We start from the raw sequence: 16,786 nt of genomic DNA on the forward strand, positions 1-16,786 counted from the left end.
TACCCCATGCTCGCAGTGCTGAACGAGGTCCGGGCCGCGTGCGACAAGTTGCCCGTCCTGCGCGACGCGCACGCCCATGTGCGCGGCAAGGGTTGGACGCGCGTCGAGGACGCCGCGGCGACGCCGGTCGGCCCGCTCGTCGCGATGGGTATGGAGCAGGGCCGCGCATTGGCGAAGGCGCAGGGTGGCTCGATCGAGGCCGATCGCGGCGCCTATCGCAAGATCGTCGCTGGGGAGGAGCTGTGGCTGCTCCTGTCGGGCGCCACGATCGGTGGCCAGGTGGTCCATGGCTGCCGCGTCTACGACCCCGGCGAGACGCGCCGCATCACCGTCAAGGACGTATCCGCCTGGCTGGGCCGTGAACCCGTCCAGACGGTGGACCGGCCCGAACTGCTTCGCGGCGAGTGGCAGCCCGGCATCAACGCGGGCCAGGACAGTTTCGAACTGTTCTTCGTCCCGGACGCCAGCCCGCTCCGCGAGCTCATCAAGCTAAGCGGCGTCGCGATCAAGGCCGATTGGGTCGGCGCTCCCGCCGCTTCATCCCCGACCTCTCCCCAGGAGAAGAAATGAGCATCCTCGTCGACAAGAACACCAAGGTCATCACCCAGGGGATGACCGGCGAGACCGGCACCTTCCACACCAAGGCGGCGCTGGAGTACGGCACGCAGATGGTCGGCGGCGTGACGCCGGGGAAGGGCGGCACCACGCATCTCGACCTGCCCGTGTTCGACACGGTGCACGAGGCGGTCGCGAAGACGGGCGCGACCGCGTCCGTCATCTACGTGCCGCCGCCCTTCGCCGCAGACTCGATCCTGGAGGCGATCAACGCCGAGGTGCCGCTGATCGTGACGATCACCGAAGGCATTCCCGTGCTCGACATGGTCAAGGTGAAGCGCGCGCTCTCGGGCTCCAAGTCGCGGCTGATCGGCCCCAACTGCCCGGGCGTGCTGACGCCGGGCGAGTGCAAGATCGGCATTATGCCGGGCTCCATCTTCAAGAAGGGCTCGGTCGGCGTCGTCTCGCGCTCGGGCACGCTGACCTATGAAGCGGTGTTCCAGACGTCGAACGCCGGCCTCGGCCAGACCACCGCGGTCGGCATCGGCGGCGATCCGGTGAACGGCACCAACTTCATCGACGTGCTGGAGATGTTCCTCGCCGACGACGAGACCCAGTCGATCATCATGATCGGCGAGATCGGCGGCTCCGCGGAGGAGGAAGCCGCGCAGTTCCTCCGCGACGAGGCGAAGCGTGGGCGTTCCAAACCCATGGCGGGCTTCATCGCCGGCCGCACCGCGCCGCCGGGACGCCGCATGGGCCATGCCGGCGCGATCGTGAGCGGAGGCCAGGGCGGCGCCGAGGACAAGATCGCGGCGATGGAGGCGGCCGGCATCAAAGTCGCGGCCTCGCCGTCCGAGCTCGGCTCGACGCTGCTCGAAGTGTTAAACAAGTGAGTATCTCCCTCTCCCCTCCGGGGAGAGGGTCGGGGAGAGGGGCCGAGCCGGCGGCTCGGCGCGGAGCTAAGCTCCGCATCACCCCTCTCTCAGCTACGCCCCGGGCTCGATCCGGGGCTGCGCAACCCTCTCTCCTTGAGGGGAGAGGGAGGAGGTGGTGAGATGGGCTACGAAGGCCAGGATTTCAGCGACATCGCCGCCGGCGTCAGCCCGGCGTTCATCGACACGCTCTACGCCAAGTTCCGGGCCTCGCCCGACAGCGTGGAGCCCGTGTGGCGCAACCTGTTCGAGGGATTGGAGGGCGGCGCGTCCGGCCCGAGCTGGTCGAACCCTGCCTGGCCGCTCAGCACCACCGACGATCTCACCGCGGCGCTCGACCCGACGCAGATGGAGCCTGCGCCCAAGCCGTCGAAGGCCGGCAAGCCGGCCCCGGCCGGGCCGGCGGCCGCGCCGCCGTCCCAGGACGAGGTCGTCCGCGCCGCCGCCGACGCCATCCGCGCGCAGATTCTGGTCCGCACCTACCGCGTCCGCGGCCACCTCGCCGCCAATCTCGACCCCTTGGGTCTCGTCAAGCGCGAGATGCCGCTGGAGCTCCGCACCGAGTATCACGGCTTCACCGACGCCGACCTCGACCGCCGCGTGTACCTGGGCGGTACGATGGGCTTCGAATGGGCGACCGTCCGCGAGCTCGTCGATACGCTCCGCGCCAACTACTGCGGCAATGTCGGCCTCGAATATATGCACATCGCCGACCTGGAGGAGCGCCGCTTCCTCCAGGAGCGCATGGAGGGCAAGGACAAGGCCATCGACTTCACGCCCGAGGGCAAGAAGGCGATCCTCAACAAGGTCATCGAAGCCGAGCAGTGGGAGCGCTTCCTCGGCCGCAAATATGTCGGAACCAAGCGCTTCGGCCTGGACGGCGGCGAGGCGATGATCCCCGCGCTCGAGTCCGTCATCAAATATGGCGGCCAAGCGGGCATCAACGAGATCGTGTTCGGCATGGCGCATCGCGGCCGTCTGAACGTGCTCGCCAATGTCATGGGCAAACCCTTACGCGTCATCTTCCACGAGTTCGCAGGCGGCTCGGCCAACCCCGACGAGATCGGCGGCTCGGGCGACGTTAAATACCACCTTGGTACGTCGTCCGACCGCGAGTTCGACGGGCACAAGGTCCACATGAGCCTCGTCGCCAATCCCTCGCACCTCGAAGCGGTCGACCCCGTCGTGCTCGGCAAGGCGCGCGCGATCCAGACGATCGCGAACGACCTGGAGAACCACTGCCGTTCGCTCCCCGTGCTGATCCACGGCGACGCCGCGTTCGCGGGGCAGGGGATCGTATGGGAGTGCTTCGGCTTCTCCGGCATCCGCGGCTACAACACCGGCGGCTGCGTCCACTTCGTCATCAACAACCAGATCGGTTTCACGACCAGCCCGCAGTTCGCGCGTTCTTCGCCTTATTCGTCGGACGTCGCCAAGGGCGTGCAGGCGCCGATCTTCCACGTCAACGGCGACGATCCGGAGGCGGTGACCTTCGCCACCAAGATGGCGATCGAGTTCCGGCAGAAGTTCCACCGCGACATCGTCATCGACATGTGGTGCTACCGCCGCTTCGGCCACAACGAGGGCGACGAGCCCGGCTTCACCCAGCCGCTCATGTACCGCGCGATCAAGGACCACCCGCCCGTCAGCGAGGTCTATAGCCGCCGCCTCGTGAGCCAAGGCGTCGTCGACCAGGCCTGGATCGACGAGAACGTCCGCCAGTACGTCACCCGCCTGGAAGGCGAGTTCGAGGCGGGCGCGTCGTACAAACCCAACAAGGTCGACTGGTTCGGCGGCCGTTGGACCGGCCTCGGCGCCCCCGCCGACCCGGAGGGCTCGCGCCGGACGCCGGAGACGGGCCTCGAGCCCAAGCTGTTCGACGCGCTCGGCCGCACGCTGACCACCGTCCCCGACCACATCGCTATCCACAAGACGCTGGCCCGCGTCCTCGACGCCAAGCGCCAGATGTTCGGCACGGGCGAGGGCTTCGACTGGGCGACCGGCGAGGCGCTCGCGTTCGGCTCGCTGCTCGCGGAAGGGTACGGCGTCCGCCTGTCGGGCCAGGACTCCGGCCGCGGTACCTTCAGCCAGCGCCACGCCGTCTGGGTCGACCAGAATGACGAGCACAAATACGTGCCGCTCTCCACCGTCGAGCATGGCCGCTTCGAGGTGCTGGACTCGCCGCTTTCCGAATACGGCGTGCTCGGCTTCGAATACGGCTACGCGCTCGCCGACCCCAAGACGCTCGTCCTCTGGGAAGCGCAGTTCGGCGACTTCGCCAACGGCGCGCAGATCATGATCGACCAGTTCATCGCGAGCGGAGAAGCCAAGTGGCTCCGCGCCAACGGCTTGGTCATGCTGCTGCCCCACGGCTACGAAGGCCAAGGTCCCGAGCACTCGTCCGCCCGGCCCGAGCGCTACCTGCAGCTCTGCGCGCAGGACAATATGCAGGTCGCCAACGTCACCACGCCGGCCAACTATTTCCACCTGCTCCGCCGGCAGATGCACAGGACCTTCCGCAAGCCGCTCGTGCTGATGACGCCCAAGTCGCTGCTCCGCCACAAGCTGGCGGTGTCGCGCCGCGACGACTTCCTGGGCGACACACACTTCATGCGCATCCTGTCCGACCCGAACGGCGCGGCCGACGCGGACACGACGCGGCTCGTGCTCTGCTCGGGCAAGGTCGCCTATGACCTTATCGAGGCGCGCGACGCCGCCGGCGACACGGGCACCCAGATCGTCCGTGTCGAGCAGCTCTACCCGTTCCCCGTCGACGCGCTGGCGAAGCGCGTCGCGCGCATGCCGAACCTCGGGGACGTGGTCTGGGCGCAGGAGGAGCCGAAGAACAACGGCTACTGGACCTTCGTCGAGCCATTCGTCGAGGAAGCGCTGACCCGCGCGAACGCCGCCGTGAAGCGCCCCCGCTACGCCGGCCGCGCCTCGGCCGCGTCGCCCGCCACCGGCCTGATGAAGCGCCACCAGACGGAGCAGGGCGCGCTCATCGCCGACGCGCTCGGCCACAACGTCCGCGAAGAGATCCGCCGCACCCGCTCCGGCGAGGTGGCGACCACCACCCAAAAGGCCGGCGGCGCGACCGCCTGAGGAACGAGAAAACGATGGCAACCGAAGTCCTGGTCCCCACGCTCGGCGAGTCGATCACCGAAGCCACGCTCGGCGAGTGGCTGAAGCAGCCCGGCGACGCCGTCCGCGCCGACGAGCCGATCGCCAGCCTCGAGACCGACAAGGTCTCGGTCGAGGTGCCCTCGCCGGTGGCCGGCGTCATGGGCGCGCACGCGGTCAAGGTGGGCGATACCGTCCAGGTCGGCGCGATGATCGCCACCGTCGACGCCGGCGGCGCCGCGCCCGCCCAGACCGCAGCACCTCAGCCCGCGGTCACCCAGTCGCCTCAGCAAGCCGCGTCCGCACCGGCTCCGGAGCCTGAGCCGCAGGGCGACAGCCCCGCCGCGCTCTCCCCGTCGGTCCGCCGCGCTATCCTGGAGCTCGGCGTCGACCCCGCCACCGTGAGGGGCACGGGCAAGGACGGCCGCATCACCAAGGAGGACGTCGAGGCTGCGGCTCAGGCCAAGCAGTCCCAACCCACCGCTCCGGCTCCGGCCGCCGCGCCCGCCCCGGCTCCGCAGGCCGCGACCTCTGGCGGCCGCAAAGAGGAGCGCGTCCGCATGACGCGCCTCCGCCAGACAATCGCCCGCCGCCTCAAGGAAGCACAGAACACCGCCGCCATGCTCACGACGTTCAACGACGTCGACATGTCCGCGGTCATCGAGGCCCGCAACAAGTACAAGGATCTGTTCGAGAAGAAGCACGGCGTGCGCCTGGGCTTCATGGGCTTCTTCGTGAAGGCCGCCTGCATGGCGCTGAAGGACATCCCTGCCGTCAACGCGTCGATCGACGGCGAGGACATCGTCTATCACGACTACGCCGACATATCGGTCGCGGTGTCGTCGCCAGGCGGCCTCGTCGTCCCCGTCATCCGCGACGCCGACCAGCTCTCGGTCGCAGGTATCGAGAAGACGATCGGCGACTTTGGCAAGCGCGCTAAGGACGGTACGCTCAAGATGGATGAGATGAAGGGCGGCACCTTCACCATCTCCAACGGCGGCGTGTTCGGCTCCCTAATGTCGACGCCGATCATCAACCCGCCCCAGTCGGCGGTGCTCGGCCTCCACCGCATCGAGGATCGCGCGGTGGTCGTGAACGGCCAGGTGGTGGTCCGCCCGATGATGTACCTCGCGCTCTCCTACGACCACCGCCTGATCGACGGCCGCGAGGCGGTGACGTTCCTGGTGACGCTCAAGAATGCTATCGAGGACCCGACCCGGCTGCTGATCGACTTGTGAGGAGTTCCTGTCGTGGAGATCGACTGGCGCAAGCACATCCACTCGCACCCGGGCATCCTTGGCGGGAAGCCCGTAGTGCGGGGAACGCGGATCTCCGTCGAGCTCATCCTCGAGTACCTGGCCGAGGGCGGCAGCGTAGCTGAAATCATCGACGGCTATCCGAGCCTCACGGAAGCCGACATACGGGCGGCGATCGCCTTTTCGAGCCATCTGATGACGAAAGAGGCAGCGTCGGCTCGCCAGGAAGCCGCCTGACGGGTGAAGCTGCTCGCCGACCAGAACGTCCACCGGCGCGTGGTGCTGCGCCTTCGCGATGCCGGCTACGACGTCGAGTTCATCCTGGAGACGATGCCTGGGCGACTCGACGAGCAGATACTGGCGCGTCCCGACATCGGCGAGCTGGTGTTCATCACCGGCGACAAGGGCTTCGGCCGATGGATCTTCGATCTGGGCCTGCCGCGACCGCTGAGCATCCTCTATAGCCGATTGCCCCAACCCGATTGGGCGGACACGGCGGACCGCCTGCTACGCATCCTTGAAGAGGGCGTCGCACCGGGCCAGATGATCACCATCACCAAGGACGGCGAGCGTACGAAGCCGTTCCCCCTCGGAGCAAGCAATGGCTGAACACGACTACGACGTCCTCGTCATCGGCGCCGGTCCCGGCGGCTACGTCGCCGCGATCCGCGCGGCGCAGCTGGGGCTCCGCACCGCCTGCGCGGAGAGCCGCGAGACGCTGGGCGGCACCTGCCTCAACGTCGGCTGCATCCCGTCCAAGGCGCTGCTCCACGCGTCCGAGATGTACGAGGAGGCCGCCCACGGCGCGCTCGCCAAGTTCGGCATTGACTTCCAGGGCGTGACGCTCGACCTCGACCGGATGCACGCCGAGAAGGCCAAGGCCGTCAAGGAGCTGACGGGCGGCATCGAGTTCCTGTTCAAGAAGAACAAGGTCGAATGGCTGAAGGGCCGCGCGTCGTTCCAGGACAAGAACACGGTCAGCGTCGGCGACCGGACCGTCACCGCCAAGAACATCGTCATCGCGACCGGCTCGTCCGTCACCCCGCTGCCCGGCGTCGAGATCGACCAGAAGGTCGTCGTCGACTCCACCGGCGCGCTGGCGCTGCCGAAAGTCCCTGAGCACCTCGTCGTCATTGGCGGCGGCGTGATCGGGCTGGAGCTGGGCTCGGTCTGGCGTCGCCTCGGCGCGAAGGTGACCGTGGTCGAGTATCTCGACCAGATCCTTCCCGGCTTCGACGGCGAGGTCCGCAAGGAAGCCAACAAGATCTTCAAGAAGCAGGGTTTCGAGCTTCGCCTTTCGACCAAGGTCACCGGCGTCACCGTCCAGGGCGACAAGGCGAGCGTGCAGGTCGAGCCCGCCCAGGGCGGCGAGGGCGAGACGCTCCAGGCCGACGCCGTGCTCGTCGCGATCGGCCGCCGCCCCAACATCGACGGCCTCAACCTGGAGGCCGCGGGCGTGGAGCTCACCAAGCGCGGCCAGGTCGGCATCGACCACGATTTCCGCACCAACGTGCCGGGCATCTGGGCCATCGGCGACGTGGCGCCGGGCCTCATGCTCGCGCACAAGGCGGAGGACGAGGGGATCGCGGTCGCCGAGAACATCGCGGGTCAGACCGGCATCGTGAACCACGACGTGATCCCGTCGGTCGTCTACACGCACCCGGAGGTCGCCGGCGTCGGCCTGACCGAAGAGGTCGCGCGCGAGAAGGGCGAGATCAAGGTCGGCAAGTTCCCCTTCATGGCGAACAGCCGCGCCAAGACCAACCGCGACACCGACGGCCTGGTCAAGGTCATCGCCGACGCCAAGTCCGACCGCGTGCTAGGCGTCTGGATGATCGGTAGCCTGGCGGGCACGATGATCGCCCAGGCCGCGCAGGCGATGGAGTTCGGCGCGACGAGCGAGGACATCGCCTACACCTGCCACGCGCACCCGACGCACTCGGAGGCGCTGAAGGAAGCGGCAATGGCCGTCACGGGCAAGCCCATTCATATCTAGCAGAGCTAAATATGAATGTCGGGCCACGAAGTAGGCCCGACCGGTTTGCCCGCGGCCGGCGCGGCCGGCGCGGCCAGCAGCCGCGACCGACGAGTCACGGGCTTCGCCCGTGACTAGGCAAAATGCCTGCTCACGACACCCGCGACGATTGCCCAGCCACGCACGCCGGCTATCGTGCATGAACGGCCGACGAGAGGGGCTCCGACATGCACCAGGGGATAACACTGCTAGGCCTGGCCGCGGCCGCCGGCCTGATGACGCAAGACAGCCGCGACCAAGCCCGCGCGCTCGCGGGCGGGCAGGTGGCACGGCCGCAGCAACTCCGGCTCGTCGCCGTTCCTAAACCGGTCGGCCCGAGACGCGCGCTGTTCAACGGTCGGGATCTGGCGGGCTGGAACGGCTGGCTCGGCTACCCGGACCCGGCCGTGACCTACCGTGCCCAGCCCGGAGCGGCTCCGCTCGGAACAAGCCGCGACCTCGGCGAGCATTTCGCCGTTCGCGAGATCGACGGAGCGCCCGCTTTGTGGGTGAAGGGGGAGACCTGGGGTAGTCTCGTCCACCGCGAGGACCTGCAGGACTACCACCTGCGTCTCGAGTTTAAATGGGGAGACCGGGTCTGGCCGCCGCGGCTGACGGAGCCGCGCAACAACGGACTCCTCTACCACACGCACGGGCGTCCGGGCGCGGTGTTCGGTACCTGGTCGCCGTCGATGGAGTTCGAGATCATGACCGGCTCGACGGGCATGCTCGTCGCGGTCGGGCGCGACGTGCGCGGGCGGACCAGCGTCGCGTTCGATCCGACGATCATCGCGCCCCATCTCCGCTTCCGCATGAACGGCCGCGAAGTGGATCTCGTCAACGGCACGCCGACCTGGAACGTCGAGGCCGCGCGCGACGCGGAACGACCGGTCGGTTCCTGGAACACGCTCGACCTGTATGTTGTCGGCGACCGGGCGGTGCACGTCGTCAACGGCGTACCGGTCATGGCCGTCCGGGATATCGCTACAGTCGACCAGGCGGGCGTGCGCCGCCCGCTCACCCGCGGACGAGTCCAGCTACAATCCGAAGGCGCGGAGACTTGGTTCCGTAACATCACGGTGGAACCGATCCGCAGCCTGCCGCGCATCGTGGCGGCTTGAACGTAGCGGTCACCTCGCTGGCGGCTTGTCCACTGTGCCGACCGCGCGCATCCTCCGACCGTGCGTGCGCTCCTCAAAACTTTGCTCACTTGCGACACGTTGGACGGCGTTTCATCCGACGGCTTCGGCCAATCCGTCACTGACGACCTCCGCTTCCTGCTCCGGTTCCGTCGCTGCCGCCGCACACCCGTCGCCTGGCGCGACCCGACCCCGGCCGAGATGGATTTCTGGGAAGCCCACCCGATCGTCGGCCGCTTCGCTGACTCTACCTACGCGGTCGCCGAGGTGGACGGCCGCCGCTGGGTCGTGCGCGACCGGCTCTGGTTCGGCTGGCCCGACCCGCCCGAGTTCGCCTGGTTCGTCCTCGACGGCGAGGCGGTCTGGGCCGCCGCCGACTTCAACGATTGGCCGCGGGCGTGGAAGAGGCCTGCGGCGTCGGCTCCGGATTGACGACCGCTTCCGCGCCGCTTCCCGCTTCGTCCAGCTCCAACCAGTCCGTCACCGGCAGCCCGTACAGCATGTCGAAGAACTCCAGCTGCAGCCGCGCCGCCGTGTGCCGGTTGCTGTTCCACAGCATCGCGATCCCGCTCCGGTCGGCCGAATCGAACAGCAGCAGCGCGCCGTAGCCGTCGACCGTGCCGCGATGCCCGACCAGCCGCCGCCCCGCATAGCTGAAGCTGCGCCAGCCGAGCCCGTACGCCGCGTCGGTCATCGCCCGGCTCATCGCGTTGCGCCGCCCGCGCGGCTCGGTCGCGACGCGCGGCCGGTGCATCGTGTCGAGCGTCGCGGGCGAGAGCACCGCGGGCGCGGCGCCCATCTGCGCCATCATCCAGCGCGTCAGGTCGCCGATCGACGCGTTCACCCCCGCCGCGGCCGGCGTGCGGTAGTAGTTGTCGTTGACCGTCGTCGGCCGCTTCGCCAGCCGGTGCGGCCGCGCCCAGCTCCGCGACCGCTCCAGCCCTAAGCGGTCCATGCTCGCGCTCGCCATGCCCAGCGGCGCGAACAGGCGTGCGCGCGCGACCTCGCCATAGGCCTGGCCCGTTACGCCCTCGATCACCTCGGTCGACGCGTCGTAGGCGATGTTCTGGTACTGGTGGCAGGTCGACGGCAGGCAGTAGGGCGGCAGAGTCGCCAGCGCCGCGCGTATCGCCCGCGGGTCCTGCCCCGCCTCCAGCCGGTCGTCCCAGGCGTTGCGCACCAGCCCCGTGCGATGGCTGAGCACGTCGGCCACCGTCACCACCCGCTCCGACCCGCCCGGCAGCCTGAGCGTCGTCCCGTACTGCGCGATCGGTGCGTCGAGCTGGAGCCGGCCCTCCTCCGCCAGCTTGGCGGCGAGCGCGGCGGCGACGCCCTTCGACACCGATCCCCAGCGGAAGACCGTGTCGGGCGTCACGGGCACGCCCGACCCCGCCAGCACCTCGCCATAGCCGCGCAGGAAGCGCACCTGGCCGTTCTCCACGGTGCCGATCGCGAAGCCGACCATGTCCGGTTCCTGCATCAGCCGGGCGATCCTTCCGTCCAGGCGCGCATAGTCGACCCGCGCCGGCCCGGTGGCGAGCGCGGGATCCACCGACAAGCCGGCGGGAGCTTCGGCCTTCTCGGCGGCGGGCGTCGCCTCCTCGTCGCCCAGCGTCGCGGCGGTCCCGACCACCACCGCCAGCCCCAGAACCGCGCCCAGCACCCAGCGGCGCGTCGTCTTGCTACTCAGCTCGCGAACCCTTCTTATCGACCCAACCGCTCCTCGGCTTTCGCATAAGCCGACCGCGCGCCCTTGTTCCCGTCCGGCACCGCCGTGGCGAAGAACGCCACGCCCTTGCCCGCCCGCCGATCGAGCCACAAGCCCGAGCGCAACCCGTACGCCTCGCCTGCGTGGCCGACCCGTTCGCCCCCGAACGGATCATCCGCGCACCCCTTCACCGGCGTCGCCAGCAACTGCACCGCCAGTCCATAGCGGCAGTAGAACCCGCTCGTCGTGTCCCCGTTCGCCCCGTCGAACGTCCAGCCGGCGCGTTCCATCTCGGCGATCGACTCCGGCCGCAGGAAACCTTCGCCGCCGGCGAGCAGCATGCGCCCGATCCGCGCCAGCCCGCGCATCGACACGCGCGCGCCTCCCTGCGGCGAGAACAGCGCCCCGTTCTCGCCCAGCCGGTACGCCGGGAGGTCGCACGGCCCCTTGCTGACCACCGGACAGTCCGGCCGCCGTCCCCGCAGGTCGTCGGTCGCCACCTCGCCGTTCACCCGGTACAGCACCACCGCGCGGGCGACCGCCTCGTCGGAGCAGGTCGCCCAGTTGAAGCACGCGTCCACGCCCAGCGGCTCGAACACCAGCCGCCGCATCGCCCGGTCGAACCGCTCGCCCGTGACGCGCTCCACCACCGACCCGATCACCGGAAAGTTGAGGTTGGCGTAGCGGAAATACGCCCCCGGCGCGTGCGCCCGGTCCCAGGCCCGCGCGTCCCCCAGCCGGTCGCGCAGCCGCTCGCCCAAGGGCACGATATAGTCCGCGTCGTCCATCAGGCTCGACCGGTGCCCCAGCAACAGCCTGAGCGTCACCGGCCGGTCCGGGAACGCCGGGTTGCGCACGGGCCAGCCCAGATAATGGCCCACGTCGCGGTCGAGCTCGATCCGGCCCGACTCGACCAGCCGCATCACCCCCAGCGCGACGATCAGCTTGGACACGCTCGCGATCCGCACCGGATCGTCGGCGGTGACGCGCCGCCCCGTCCGCCGGTCGGCGATGCCGCGCGCCTCCTCGGAGGTCACGCCCGCAGCGTCGAACCCGACGCGCACCTCGGCGGGCCGGGCAGCGCAGGCGGCGAGCGGGAGGAGGGCGGACAACAGGCCCAAGCGCATGGACATTCTGTCACCTTGCCCGGCCGAGCGCGCCGGGGCAACGCGCGACGATGCGACTTCTCCGCCGACTCCACGTCTGGCTCGCCTGGATCGTCGGCGTGCCGATACTGTTCTGGACGGCGAGCGGGTTGTGGATGGTCGCGCGCCCGATCGAGGAGGTGAGGGGAGCGCATCTGCGGTCCGAGCCCGCCCCCTTCCGCGCGGGGCCGCTCGCGCCGCCCGCCGGCGCGCTCCGCTCCCTGTCGCTGGAGCCGCAGGACGGCCGGCTCGTTTGGCTGGCCACGACCGCCGACTGCCGCGCCTTCCGCGCCGACGCCGCCACGGGCCGCGTCCTGCCGCCCGTCACGGAGGCCGAGGCGCGGCGCATCGCCGCCGCCGCGCTCGCGAGCCCGCCCGCGATCGTCGGCGCGACCCGCACGTCCGCCGACGCGCCGCCCATCGACCTGCGCCGCCCGCGCCCCGCCTGGGGCGTCGAGTTTGCCGACCGGGCGCGCGTCTATGTCGACGCCGACACGGGAGAGGTGCTCGCATTGCGCACCGCCCAGTGGCGCCTGTTCGACTGGATGTGGGGCCTGCACATCATGGACCTGCGCGCGCGCGAGGACACGAGCCACCCGTGCTGATCGCCGCCGCCGCGCTGGCGCTCGCCGTCACGCTCGTCGGCCTCGTGCTGCTGCCCTTCACGGGCCGCCGCCGGTGAGCGCCGACCGAGCCGAGTTGGAGGCGCGCTGGCTCCACCTGACGCGCGAAGCGCTCCCCGCCGTCGCCGAGACGCGCGGCTGGCCCGTCCGGCTCGACCATTGCTTCCAGCGCATCCTGCTCGACAACGCGTGCGGCGGCCGCTGGTACGACCATATCCAGGGAAGGCCCGCTTATCGCCGTTGCGACACGCAGGCGCTCGCCCGCGCCGTCCGGCTCGCCGAGGCGGCGCTGGCCGGAAGCGCGGACCTGCACGCGCTGAACGCGCGGTCGCTCGAGTGGCGCAGCAAGGCCGTCAGACGACCGTGACCGCCATGGCGGGCACGGTCGCGACGGCGACGGCGGTGAGCGCGGCGGGCACGGCGAGCAGCATCGCGCCCACGAGGGATAGGAAGCGGTTCATCTCGGTTCTCCGGGTTAGGCGGCCGGGGCGTGCATGCCCCGCCGGTCGACGCGGCCTCTACGCCCGCCCGTCCGCCGGGTCAGCCGCCCCGCGACCGCGCGCCCGGGATGCGACGAAATAGGTCCGGAGTGCGACGGAACCGTCGTGAGCGCGTCGCGGCCGAGCCGCGACGTCGGACGACCCGCGCGGGGCGAGGGGCCCGCGCGGTCGCCGCCCGGGCTCGGCCGAGTCGGTCGGACGCGGCCGACCGCCGGCCCGCGCCTAGTGCTCCGCCGCCTCCGCCTCTTCCTTGGTCTTGAAGTTCACGCCCGCGGGCTCGGCCGGCGGCGCGTAGATGCTGTAGAGCTTGAGCGGCTCGTCGCCCTTGTTGACGATGTTGTGGCACGCGCCCTTGGGGATCACGACCAGATGGTTGGGGCCGACCTTGGTCTTCTTGCCGTCGACCACCGCCTGGCCCTCGCCCGCGACGAAGAAGGTCGTCTGGTCGGCGTCGTGCGTCTCTTCGCCGATGTCCTGGCCCGGCTCCAGGCTCATGAGGACGATCTGGACATTGTCGTCCAGATACACTTCCTTCTGGAAATTCTTGTTCTTGGTCGCGAGCTCGACCATGTCCTTGTTGAACGTCGCCATGCGGGGTTCCTGCTTCAGAGAGGTAGGCCCCCTGAATCGCACGCCCCGGCGCGGAGTTCCGCCCTTAAGCGACCGCCGCCAACCCGAGCGTCAGCGACCTGACCACCTCGCGCTCGATCGGCTGGTCGAAGCGGCACCCGGCCAGCCCGTCCGCCGTCCACACCACCGTGGCCGAGATCGGCAGCCCGCCCGACAGCCGGAGCCACACGCGCTCGCCCCCGTCGTAATCGCCCGCGGTCGCCAGGCGGCAGCCGAAGGTGGACAGGTCCTTCAGCGTCGCGGTCGCCGGCTGCTCGCCGTGCGCGCGGATCGTCGCCCGCGTGACCAGCACCGGATACCTGACCGCGCCCCGCTGCTCGAGCGAGGCGGGCTCGCAAGGCCGATAGGCGCTCCAACGTGAAGCCATGAGAAACCCTCCCCCGCCGGACTATCGCAGGGAAGGGGTGAAAGGCCGGTTAACGCCCGCAGGCCGCATGGAAGGCCGCTCAGCGCGCCCGGAGCAGCACCGCGCCGTCCTGCCGCGCGGCTATCGCCCAGCGCTCCGCCGCGAACAGCTCCGGGTGCCGCGGATCGACATAGGCCACCCACACCGGCGCGCCCGACGCCGCATGGGCCTCCAGCTTCGCGACCACCTCCGCCAGCACCACCGGCCCGAACGGGTTGTAGAGGTACGCAAAAGCCGGTCCCGCCGGCGGCAGATAGGCGCCCGCATCGCCCTCCACGATCTCCGGGGCGTGGGCCGCGCCGCCGCGCTCTACGAAGCGCCGGGCGTTTGCGCGCGCCACCGCGCACAGCTCGGGCGCGAACTCGACGCCCACCGACCGGGCGAAGCCCAGCGCGGACGCCATCATCACGATCCGCCCCTTGCCGCAGCCGTAGTCGACGAAGCTGCACCCCGCCGGCTCGACGCCCGCCGCCGCGACCGCCCATCGGAGCGCCTCGCCGTTCGACGGCTGATACCGCACCCCGTGCCGCGCCCGCGCCCGGTCGACCGACAGCTCGGACAGGTTGGCGAGCGTTGTCGTGTCCGTGCCCCAGCGTAGGTCGAACGCCATGCTCCGCCGCCGCGCCGCCGCCGCGCCGGGCGACAGGCGGCGCAGGCCATAAGCGATGTTCTTCGCCACGAGCCCCGCGACCTCGCCCGCCGTCCGCCCCGCCAACCGCGCCCGCACCGCCCCGATCATCGCACAGCCTCCGCCAAGCCCCGGCCGCCCTTAGCGCGGACGCGGTTACGGATCGGTTGCGGGGAGGGGCAGGGCGCGCGGGGCGGCCCGCCTCAAATCAGCGCGTCCGCCTCTGCCACCCCCGCCGCCGAGCCGATGCGGCTGTAGACGAAATAGGTGACGCCGTCGGCGGTGAACGACCCGTCATACTCCAACGAGGTGACGCGCCCGCCGGTCGCGGTGGTCATCACGACCTTGCCGCCGCCCGCGAGGTCGAGCGCCCGGTCGCCGCCGAAGGTGATCACGCCGTCGCCGTTGCTGTCGCGGATCGCCGCGGTCGTGACGAGCAGGTCGTCCGCCGCGAAGTCGGTGATCCGGTCGGTCCCGGGCCCGGCCGCGTCGAACAGGAACACGTCCCCGTCCGCGCCCCCGGTCAGCATGTCGGCCCCCGCGCCGCCCTCGACCAGGTCCGTGCCCGCCCCGCCGGAGAGCGTGTCGGCGCCGGCCAGCCCGGACAGCACGTCCCGGCCGGTCGTGCCCGTCAGCGAGTCGGCCCCCTCCGTCCCCACGCCGTCGTCGCTGCGCAGCTTGACGGTCACGACGATGCTGTCCGTCCCCGTCTCGAACGTCTGGCCGGACGCGGTGACGCGCACCGCGATCGTCTCCTCGCCCTCGACCAGCGCATCGTCCAGCACCGCGATCGAGCCCAGATCGATCCGATACTCGCCCGCCGGCGACTGCGTGATCGAGAAGCTGCCCGAGAAGGTCCCGACGTTCACGTCGCTTCCGTTCGTCGCGGTGGACTGGGCGGGGAGGAACGTCACCGACACCGTCGTATTGACGCTGGTCACGTTCTTCAGCGTGAGGCCGAGCCGGAAACTCGCATCCGCGCCCTCGCCGACGGAGGCGGGCGCGGTCACGAACGCGGTGGCGATCTCCTCGCCCTTGATAAGCGTTGGGGCAAAGCCGTTCAGGTTTTGGGCGGTGAGCGTATCTCTGGCGGTATTCTCGAACGTGACGAGGGTGGTGTGGTTCGCGCCGCCGGCGGTGCCGTTGCGATCGACCTGGAGCAGCGTGTCCGCGCCCGACTGGGTCAGGCGCAAGTAGCCGCCCGTCCCGAACGGGTTGGAGCCGTCCCAGCCGATGAGCGTCCGGGCGAGGTAGCCGTTGAGGTCCAGCACGTCGCCGCCCGCGCCCGCGGCGAAGTCGGTGAACACGGTGCCGGTGCTCATCCCGTTATCGTCAACCGAGCTGAAGGTGATCCGGTCGCGTCCTGCGCCCAACGTCACCCGCGCGCTGCTGGCGGAGTGGTAGCCGGTGCTCAAGCTGAGCTGGTCCGCACCCGCGCCCAGGTCGATCGTCACTACGCTGCTGTTGTAGCCGCCGGAGTAGTACACTTGGTCGTCGCCCTCGCCGGCGTCGATCGTGGACGAGGTGTTGCCGGAGCTGTAGTCCTGGCTCTTGCTGATGCTGTCGTCGCCAAGGCCGCCACGCAGCGTGTCTGAGCCGTAGCCGTCGTATACGCTGTCGTTGCCGTCGCCGCCTTCCAGCAGGTCGTTGCCTTGGCCGCCGGATAGCGCATCCCGATCGGCCCCGCCCAGCAGCACGTCATTGCCGAGGTCGCCGCTCAGGTTGTCGTCGCCGTCGCTGCCCTCCAGGCGGTCGTTGCCCTGGTTACCGTAGAGATGGTCGACGCCGCCCTCGCCGATGAGCGTGTCGTTGCCCAGCTCGCCATGGAGCCAGTCGTGATCCGCACCGCCGTTTACCTGGTCGGAGCCGCCGCCCGCATACACCGTGTCCGCACCGCCCAAGGCGTTGACCACGTCATCGCCCGACGTGCCCGTGAGCGAGTCACCGCCGGACGTGCCAAAGATATCAGCCAACACGACCCCCTGTTGTTTGTCGTTCGCGGCCGAAACCCCCGAGCCGCCCTTCAACTACCTTTTAACAATGTATCTCGTGCGATCGCAAACGCGATCGCATCCGGACTGCTCACTATTGATACAAGCTAGCGCAATATGCTCGAGCGCCCGCCCA

At 70.0% G+C, this 16,786-nt stretch carries 17 protein-coding genes; 11 read left to right on the forward strand and 6 right to left on the reverse strand.

Annotated features, from left to right (window positions below; translation table 11 throughout):
• Positions 1-6: 6 nt before the first annotated feature.
• The 9 genes from CKY28_RS11545 (at position 7) to CKY28_RS11585 (ending at position 9,451) form a co-directional block, all read left to right on the forward strand.
• Positions 7-570 (forward strand): hypothetical protein, encoded by a 564-nt coding sequence (locus CKY28_RS11545; RefSeq protein ID WP_095998442.1) that lies wholly within the window; start codon positions 7-9, stop codon positions 568-570.
• Positions 567-1,451, forward strand: coding sequence for a succinate--CoA ligase subunit alpha (gene sucD / locus CKY28_RS11550; RefSeq protein ID WP_095998443.1), 885 nt, complete (start codon positions 567-569; stop codon positions 1,449-1,451). Before CKY28_RS11545 ends, sucD begins: the two co-directional genes overlap by 4 nt.
• A gap of 162 nt (positions 1,452-1,613) precedes the next feature.
• The gene (locus CKY28_RS11555; protein ID WP_095998444.1) at positions 1,614-4,592 is read left to right on the forward strand and encodes a 2-oxoglutarate dehydrogenase E1 component; all 2,979 of its coding nucleotides are present in this window, start codon (positions 1,614-1,616) and stop codon (positions 4,590-4,592) included.
• A gap of 14 nt (positions 4,593-4,606) precedes the next feature.
• Entirely contained in the window at positions 4,607-5,848 is a 1,242-nt protein-coding gene (gene odhB / locus CKY28_RS11560; protein WP_095998445.1) for a 2-oxoglutarate dehydrogenase complex dihydrolipoyllysine-residue succinyltransferase, read from the forward strand.
• Positions 5,849-5,860: 12 nt separating this feature from the next.
• Positions 5,861-6,103, forward strand: coding sequence for a DUF433 domain-containing protein (locus tag CKY28_RS11565; protein WP_245841797.1), 243 nt, complete (start codon positions 5,861-5,863; stop codon positions 6,101-6,103).
• Positions 6,104-6,106: 3 nt separating this feature from the next.
• Positions 6,107-6,475, forward strand: a complete 369-nt coding sequence (locus CKY28_RS11570; RefSeq protein ID WP_095998446.1) for a DUF5615 family PIN-like protein — start codon at positions 6,107-6,109, stop codon at positions 6,473-6,475.
• A complete protein-coding gene (gene lpdA / locus CKY28_RS11575; RefSeq protein WP_095998447.1) occupies positions 6,468-7,862 on the forward strand; it encodes a dihydrolipoyl dehydrogenase in 1,395 nt (464 codons plus the stop codon). The genes CKY28_RS11570 and lpdA overlap by 8 nt, the downstream gene beginning before the upstream one ends.
• Before the next feature lie 206 nt (positions 7,863-8,068).
• Positions 8,069-9,001, forward strand: a complete 933-nt coding sequence (locus tag CKY28_RS11580) for a 3-keto-disaccharide hydrolase (RefSeq protein WP_245841798.1) — start codon at positions 8,069-8,071, stop codon at positions 8,999-9,001.
• A 60-nt stretch (positions 9,002-9,061) separates the two neighbouring features.
• On the forward strand, positions 9,062-9,451 hold the full coding sequence (locus CKY28_RS11585) for a hypothetical protein (RefSeq protein WP_217989580.1): 390 nt from the start codon (positions 9,062-9,064) through the stop codon (positions 9,449-9,451).
• Here CKY28_RS11585 and CKY28_RS11590 read toward each other — a convergent pair.
• Positions 9,399-10,682 (reverse strand): serine hydrolase domain-containing protein, encoded by a 1,284-nt coding sequence (locus CKY28_RS11590; RefSeq protein ID WP_095998449.1) that lies wholly within the window; start codon positions 10,680-10,682, stop codon positions 9,399-9,401. The genes CKY28_RS11585 and CKY28_RS11590 overlap by 53 nt on opposite strands.
• A 41-nt stretch (positions 10,683-10,723) precedes the next feature.
• On the reverse strand, positions 10,724-11,860 hold the full coding sequence (locus CKY28_RS11595) for a serine hydrolase domain-containing protein (RefSeq protein WP_245841799.1): 1,137 nt from the start codon (positions 11,858-11,860) through the stop codon (positions 10,724-10,726).
• A 44-nt stretch (positions 11,861-11,904) separates the two neighbouring features.
• On the opposite strand from CKY28_RS11595, the gene CKY28_RS11600 reads away from it, so the two are divergent.
• Both CKY28_RS11600 and CKY28_RS11605 read left to right on the forward strand, forming a co-directional pair.
• Positions 11,905-12,477, forward strand: coding sequence for a PepSY domain-containing protein (locus CKY28_RS11600; protein WP_095998450.1), 573 nt, complete (start codon positions 11,905-11,907; stop codon positions 12,475-12,477).
• A gap of 73 nt (positions 12,478-12,550) precedes the next feature.
• Positions 12,551-12,862 (forward strand): GCN5-related N-acetyltransferase, encoded by a 312-nt coding sequence (locus CKY28_RS11605; RefSeq protein ID WP_095998451.1) that lies wholly within the window; start codon positions 12,551-12,553, stop codon positions 12,860-12,862.
• 355 nt (positions 12,863-13,217) lie between these two features.
• On the opposite strand, the gene CKY28_RS11610 is transcribed toward CKY28_RS11605, so the two are convergent.
• From CKY28_RS11610 to CKY28_RS11625, 4 genes are all read right to left on the reverse strand, one after another.
• Positions 13,218-13,586: a cupin domain-containing protein gene (locus CKY28_RS11610; protein WP_095998452.1), complete on the reverse strand. Its 369-nt coding sequence runs from the start codon at positions 13,584-13,586 to the stop codon at positions 13,218-13,220.
• Between the two features lie 64 nt (positions 13,587-13,650).
• Positions 13,651-13,992, reverse strand: a complete 342-nt coding sequence (locus CKY28_RS11615; protein ID WP_095998453.1) for a PilZ domain-containing protein — start codon at positions 13,990-13,992, stop codon at positions 13,651-13,653.
• A 79-nt stretch (positions 13,993-14,071) separates the two neighbouring features.
• A complete protein-coding gene (locus CKY28_RS11620; protein ID WP_095998454.1) occupies positions 14,072-14,770 on the reverse strand; it encodes a class I SAM-dependent methyltransferase in 699 nt (232 codons plus the stop codon).
• A 92-nt stretch (positions 14,771-14,862) separates the two neighbouring features.
• Positions 14,863-16,632, reverse strand: coding sequence for a calcium-binding protein (locus tag CKY28_RS11625; RefSeq protein WP_176473062.1), 1,770 nt, complete (start codon positions 16,630-16,632; stop codon positions 14,863-14,865).
• Positions 16,633-16,786: the final 154 nt, after the last annotated feature.

It is taken from the genome of Sphingomonas lenta, assembly GCF_002288825.1.
GTDB classification, from domain to species: Bacteria; Pseudomonadota; Alphaproteobacteria; order Sphingomonadales; family Sphingomonadaceae; genus Sphingomonas; species Sphingomonas lenta.

Bases quoted from the DNA above. Each gene is read 5' to 3' on its own strand.
- CKY28_RS11545 (WP_095998442.1), top strand. From the start codon at position 7: ATGCTCGCAGTGCTGAACGAGGTCCGGGCCGCGTGCGACAAGTTGCCC.
- sucD (WP_095998443.1), top strand. From the start codon at position 567: ATGAGCATCCTCGTCGACAAGAACACCAAGGTCATCACCCAGGGGATG.
- CKY28_RS11555 (WP_095998444.1), top strand. From the start codon at position 1,614: ATGGGCTACGAAGGCCAGGATTTCAGCGACATCGCCGCCGGCGTCAGC.
- odhB (WP_095998445.1), top strand. From the start codon at position 4,607: ATGGCAACCGAAGTCCTGGTCCCCACGCTCGGCGAGTCGATCACCGAA.
- lpdA (WP_095998447.1), top strand. From the start codon at position 6,468: ATGGCTGAACACGACTACGACGTCCTCGTCATCGGCGCCGGTCCCGGC.
- CKY28_RS11580 (WP_245841798.1), top strand. From the start codon at position 8,069: ATGCACCAGGGGATAACACTGCTAGGCCTGGCCGCGGCCGCCGGCCTG.
- CKY28_RS11595 (WP_245841799.1), bottom strand. From the start codon at position 11,860: ATGTCCATGCGCTTGGGCCTGTTGTCCGCCCTCCTCCCGCTCGCCGCC.
- CKY28_RS11600 (WP_095998450.1), top strand. From the start codon at position 11,905: ATGCGACTTCTCCGCCGACTCCACGTCTGGCTCGCCTGGATCGTCGGC.
- CKY28_RS11610 (WP_095998452.1), bottom strand. From the start codon at position 13,586: ATGGCGACGTTCAACAAGGACATGGTCGAGCTCGCGACCAAGAACAAG.
- CKY28_RS11615 (WP_095998453.1), bottom strand. From the start codon at position 13,992: ATGGCTTCACGTTGGAGCGCCTATCGGCCTTGCGAGCCCGCCTCGCTC.
- CKY28_RS11620 (WP_095998454.1), bottom strand. From the start codon at position 14,770: ATGATCGGGGCGGTGCGGGCGCGGTTGGCGGGGCGGACGGCGGGCGAG.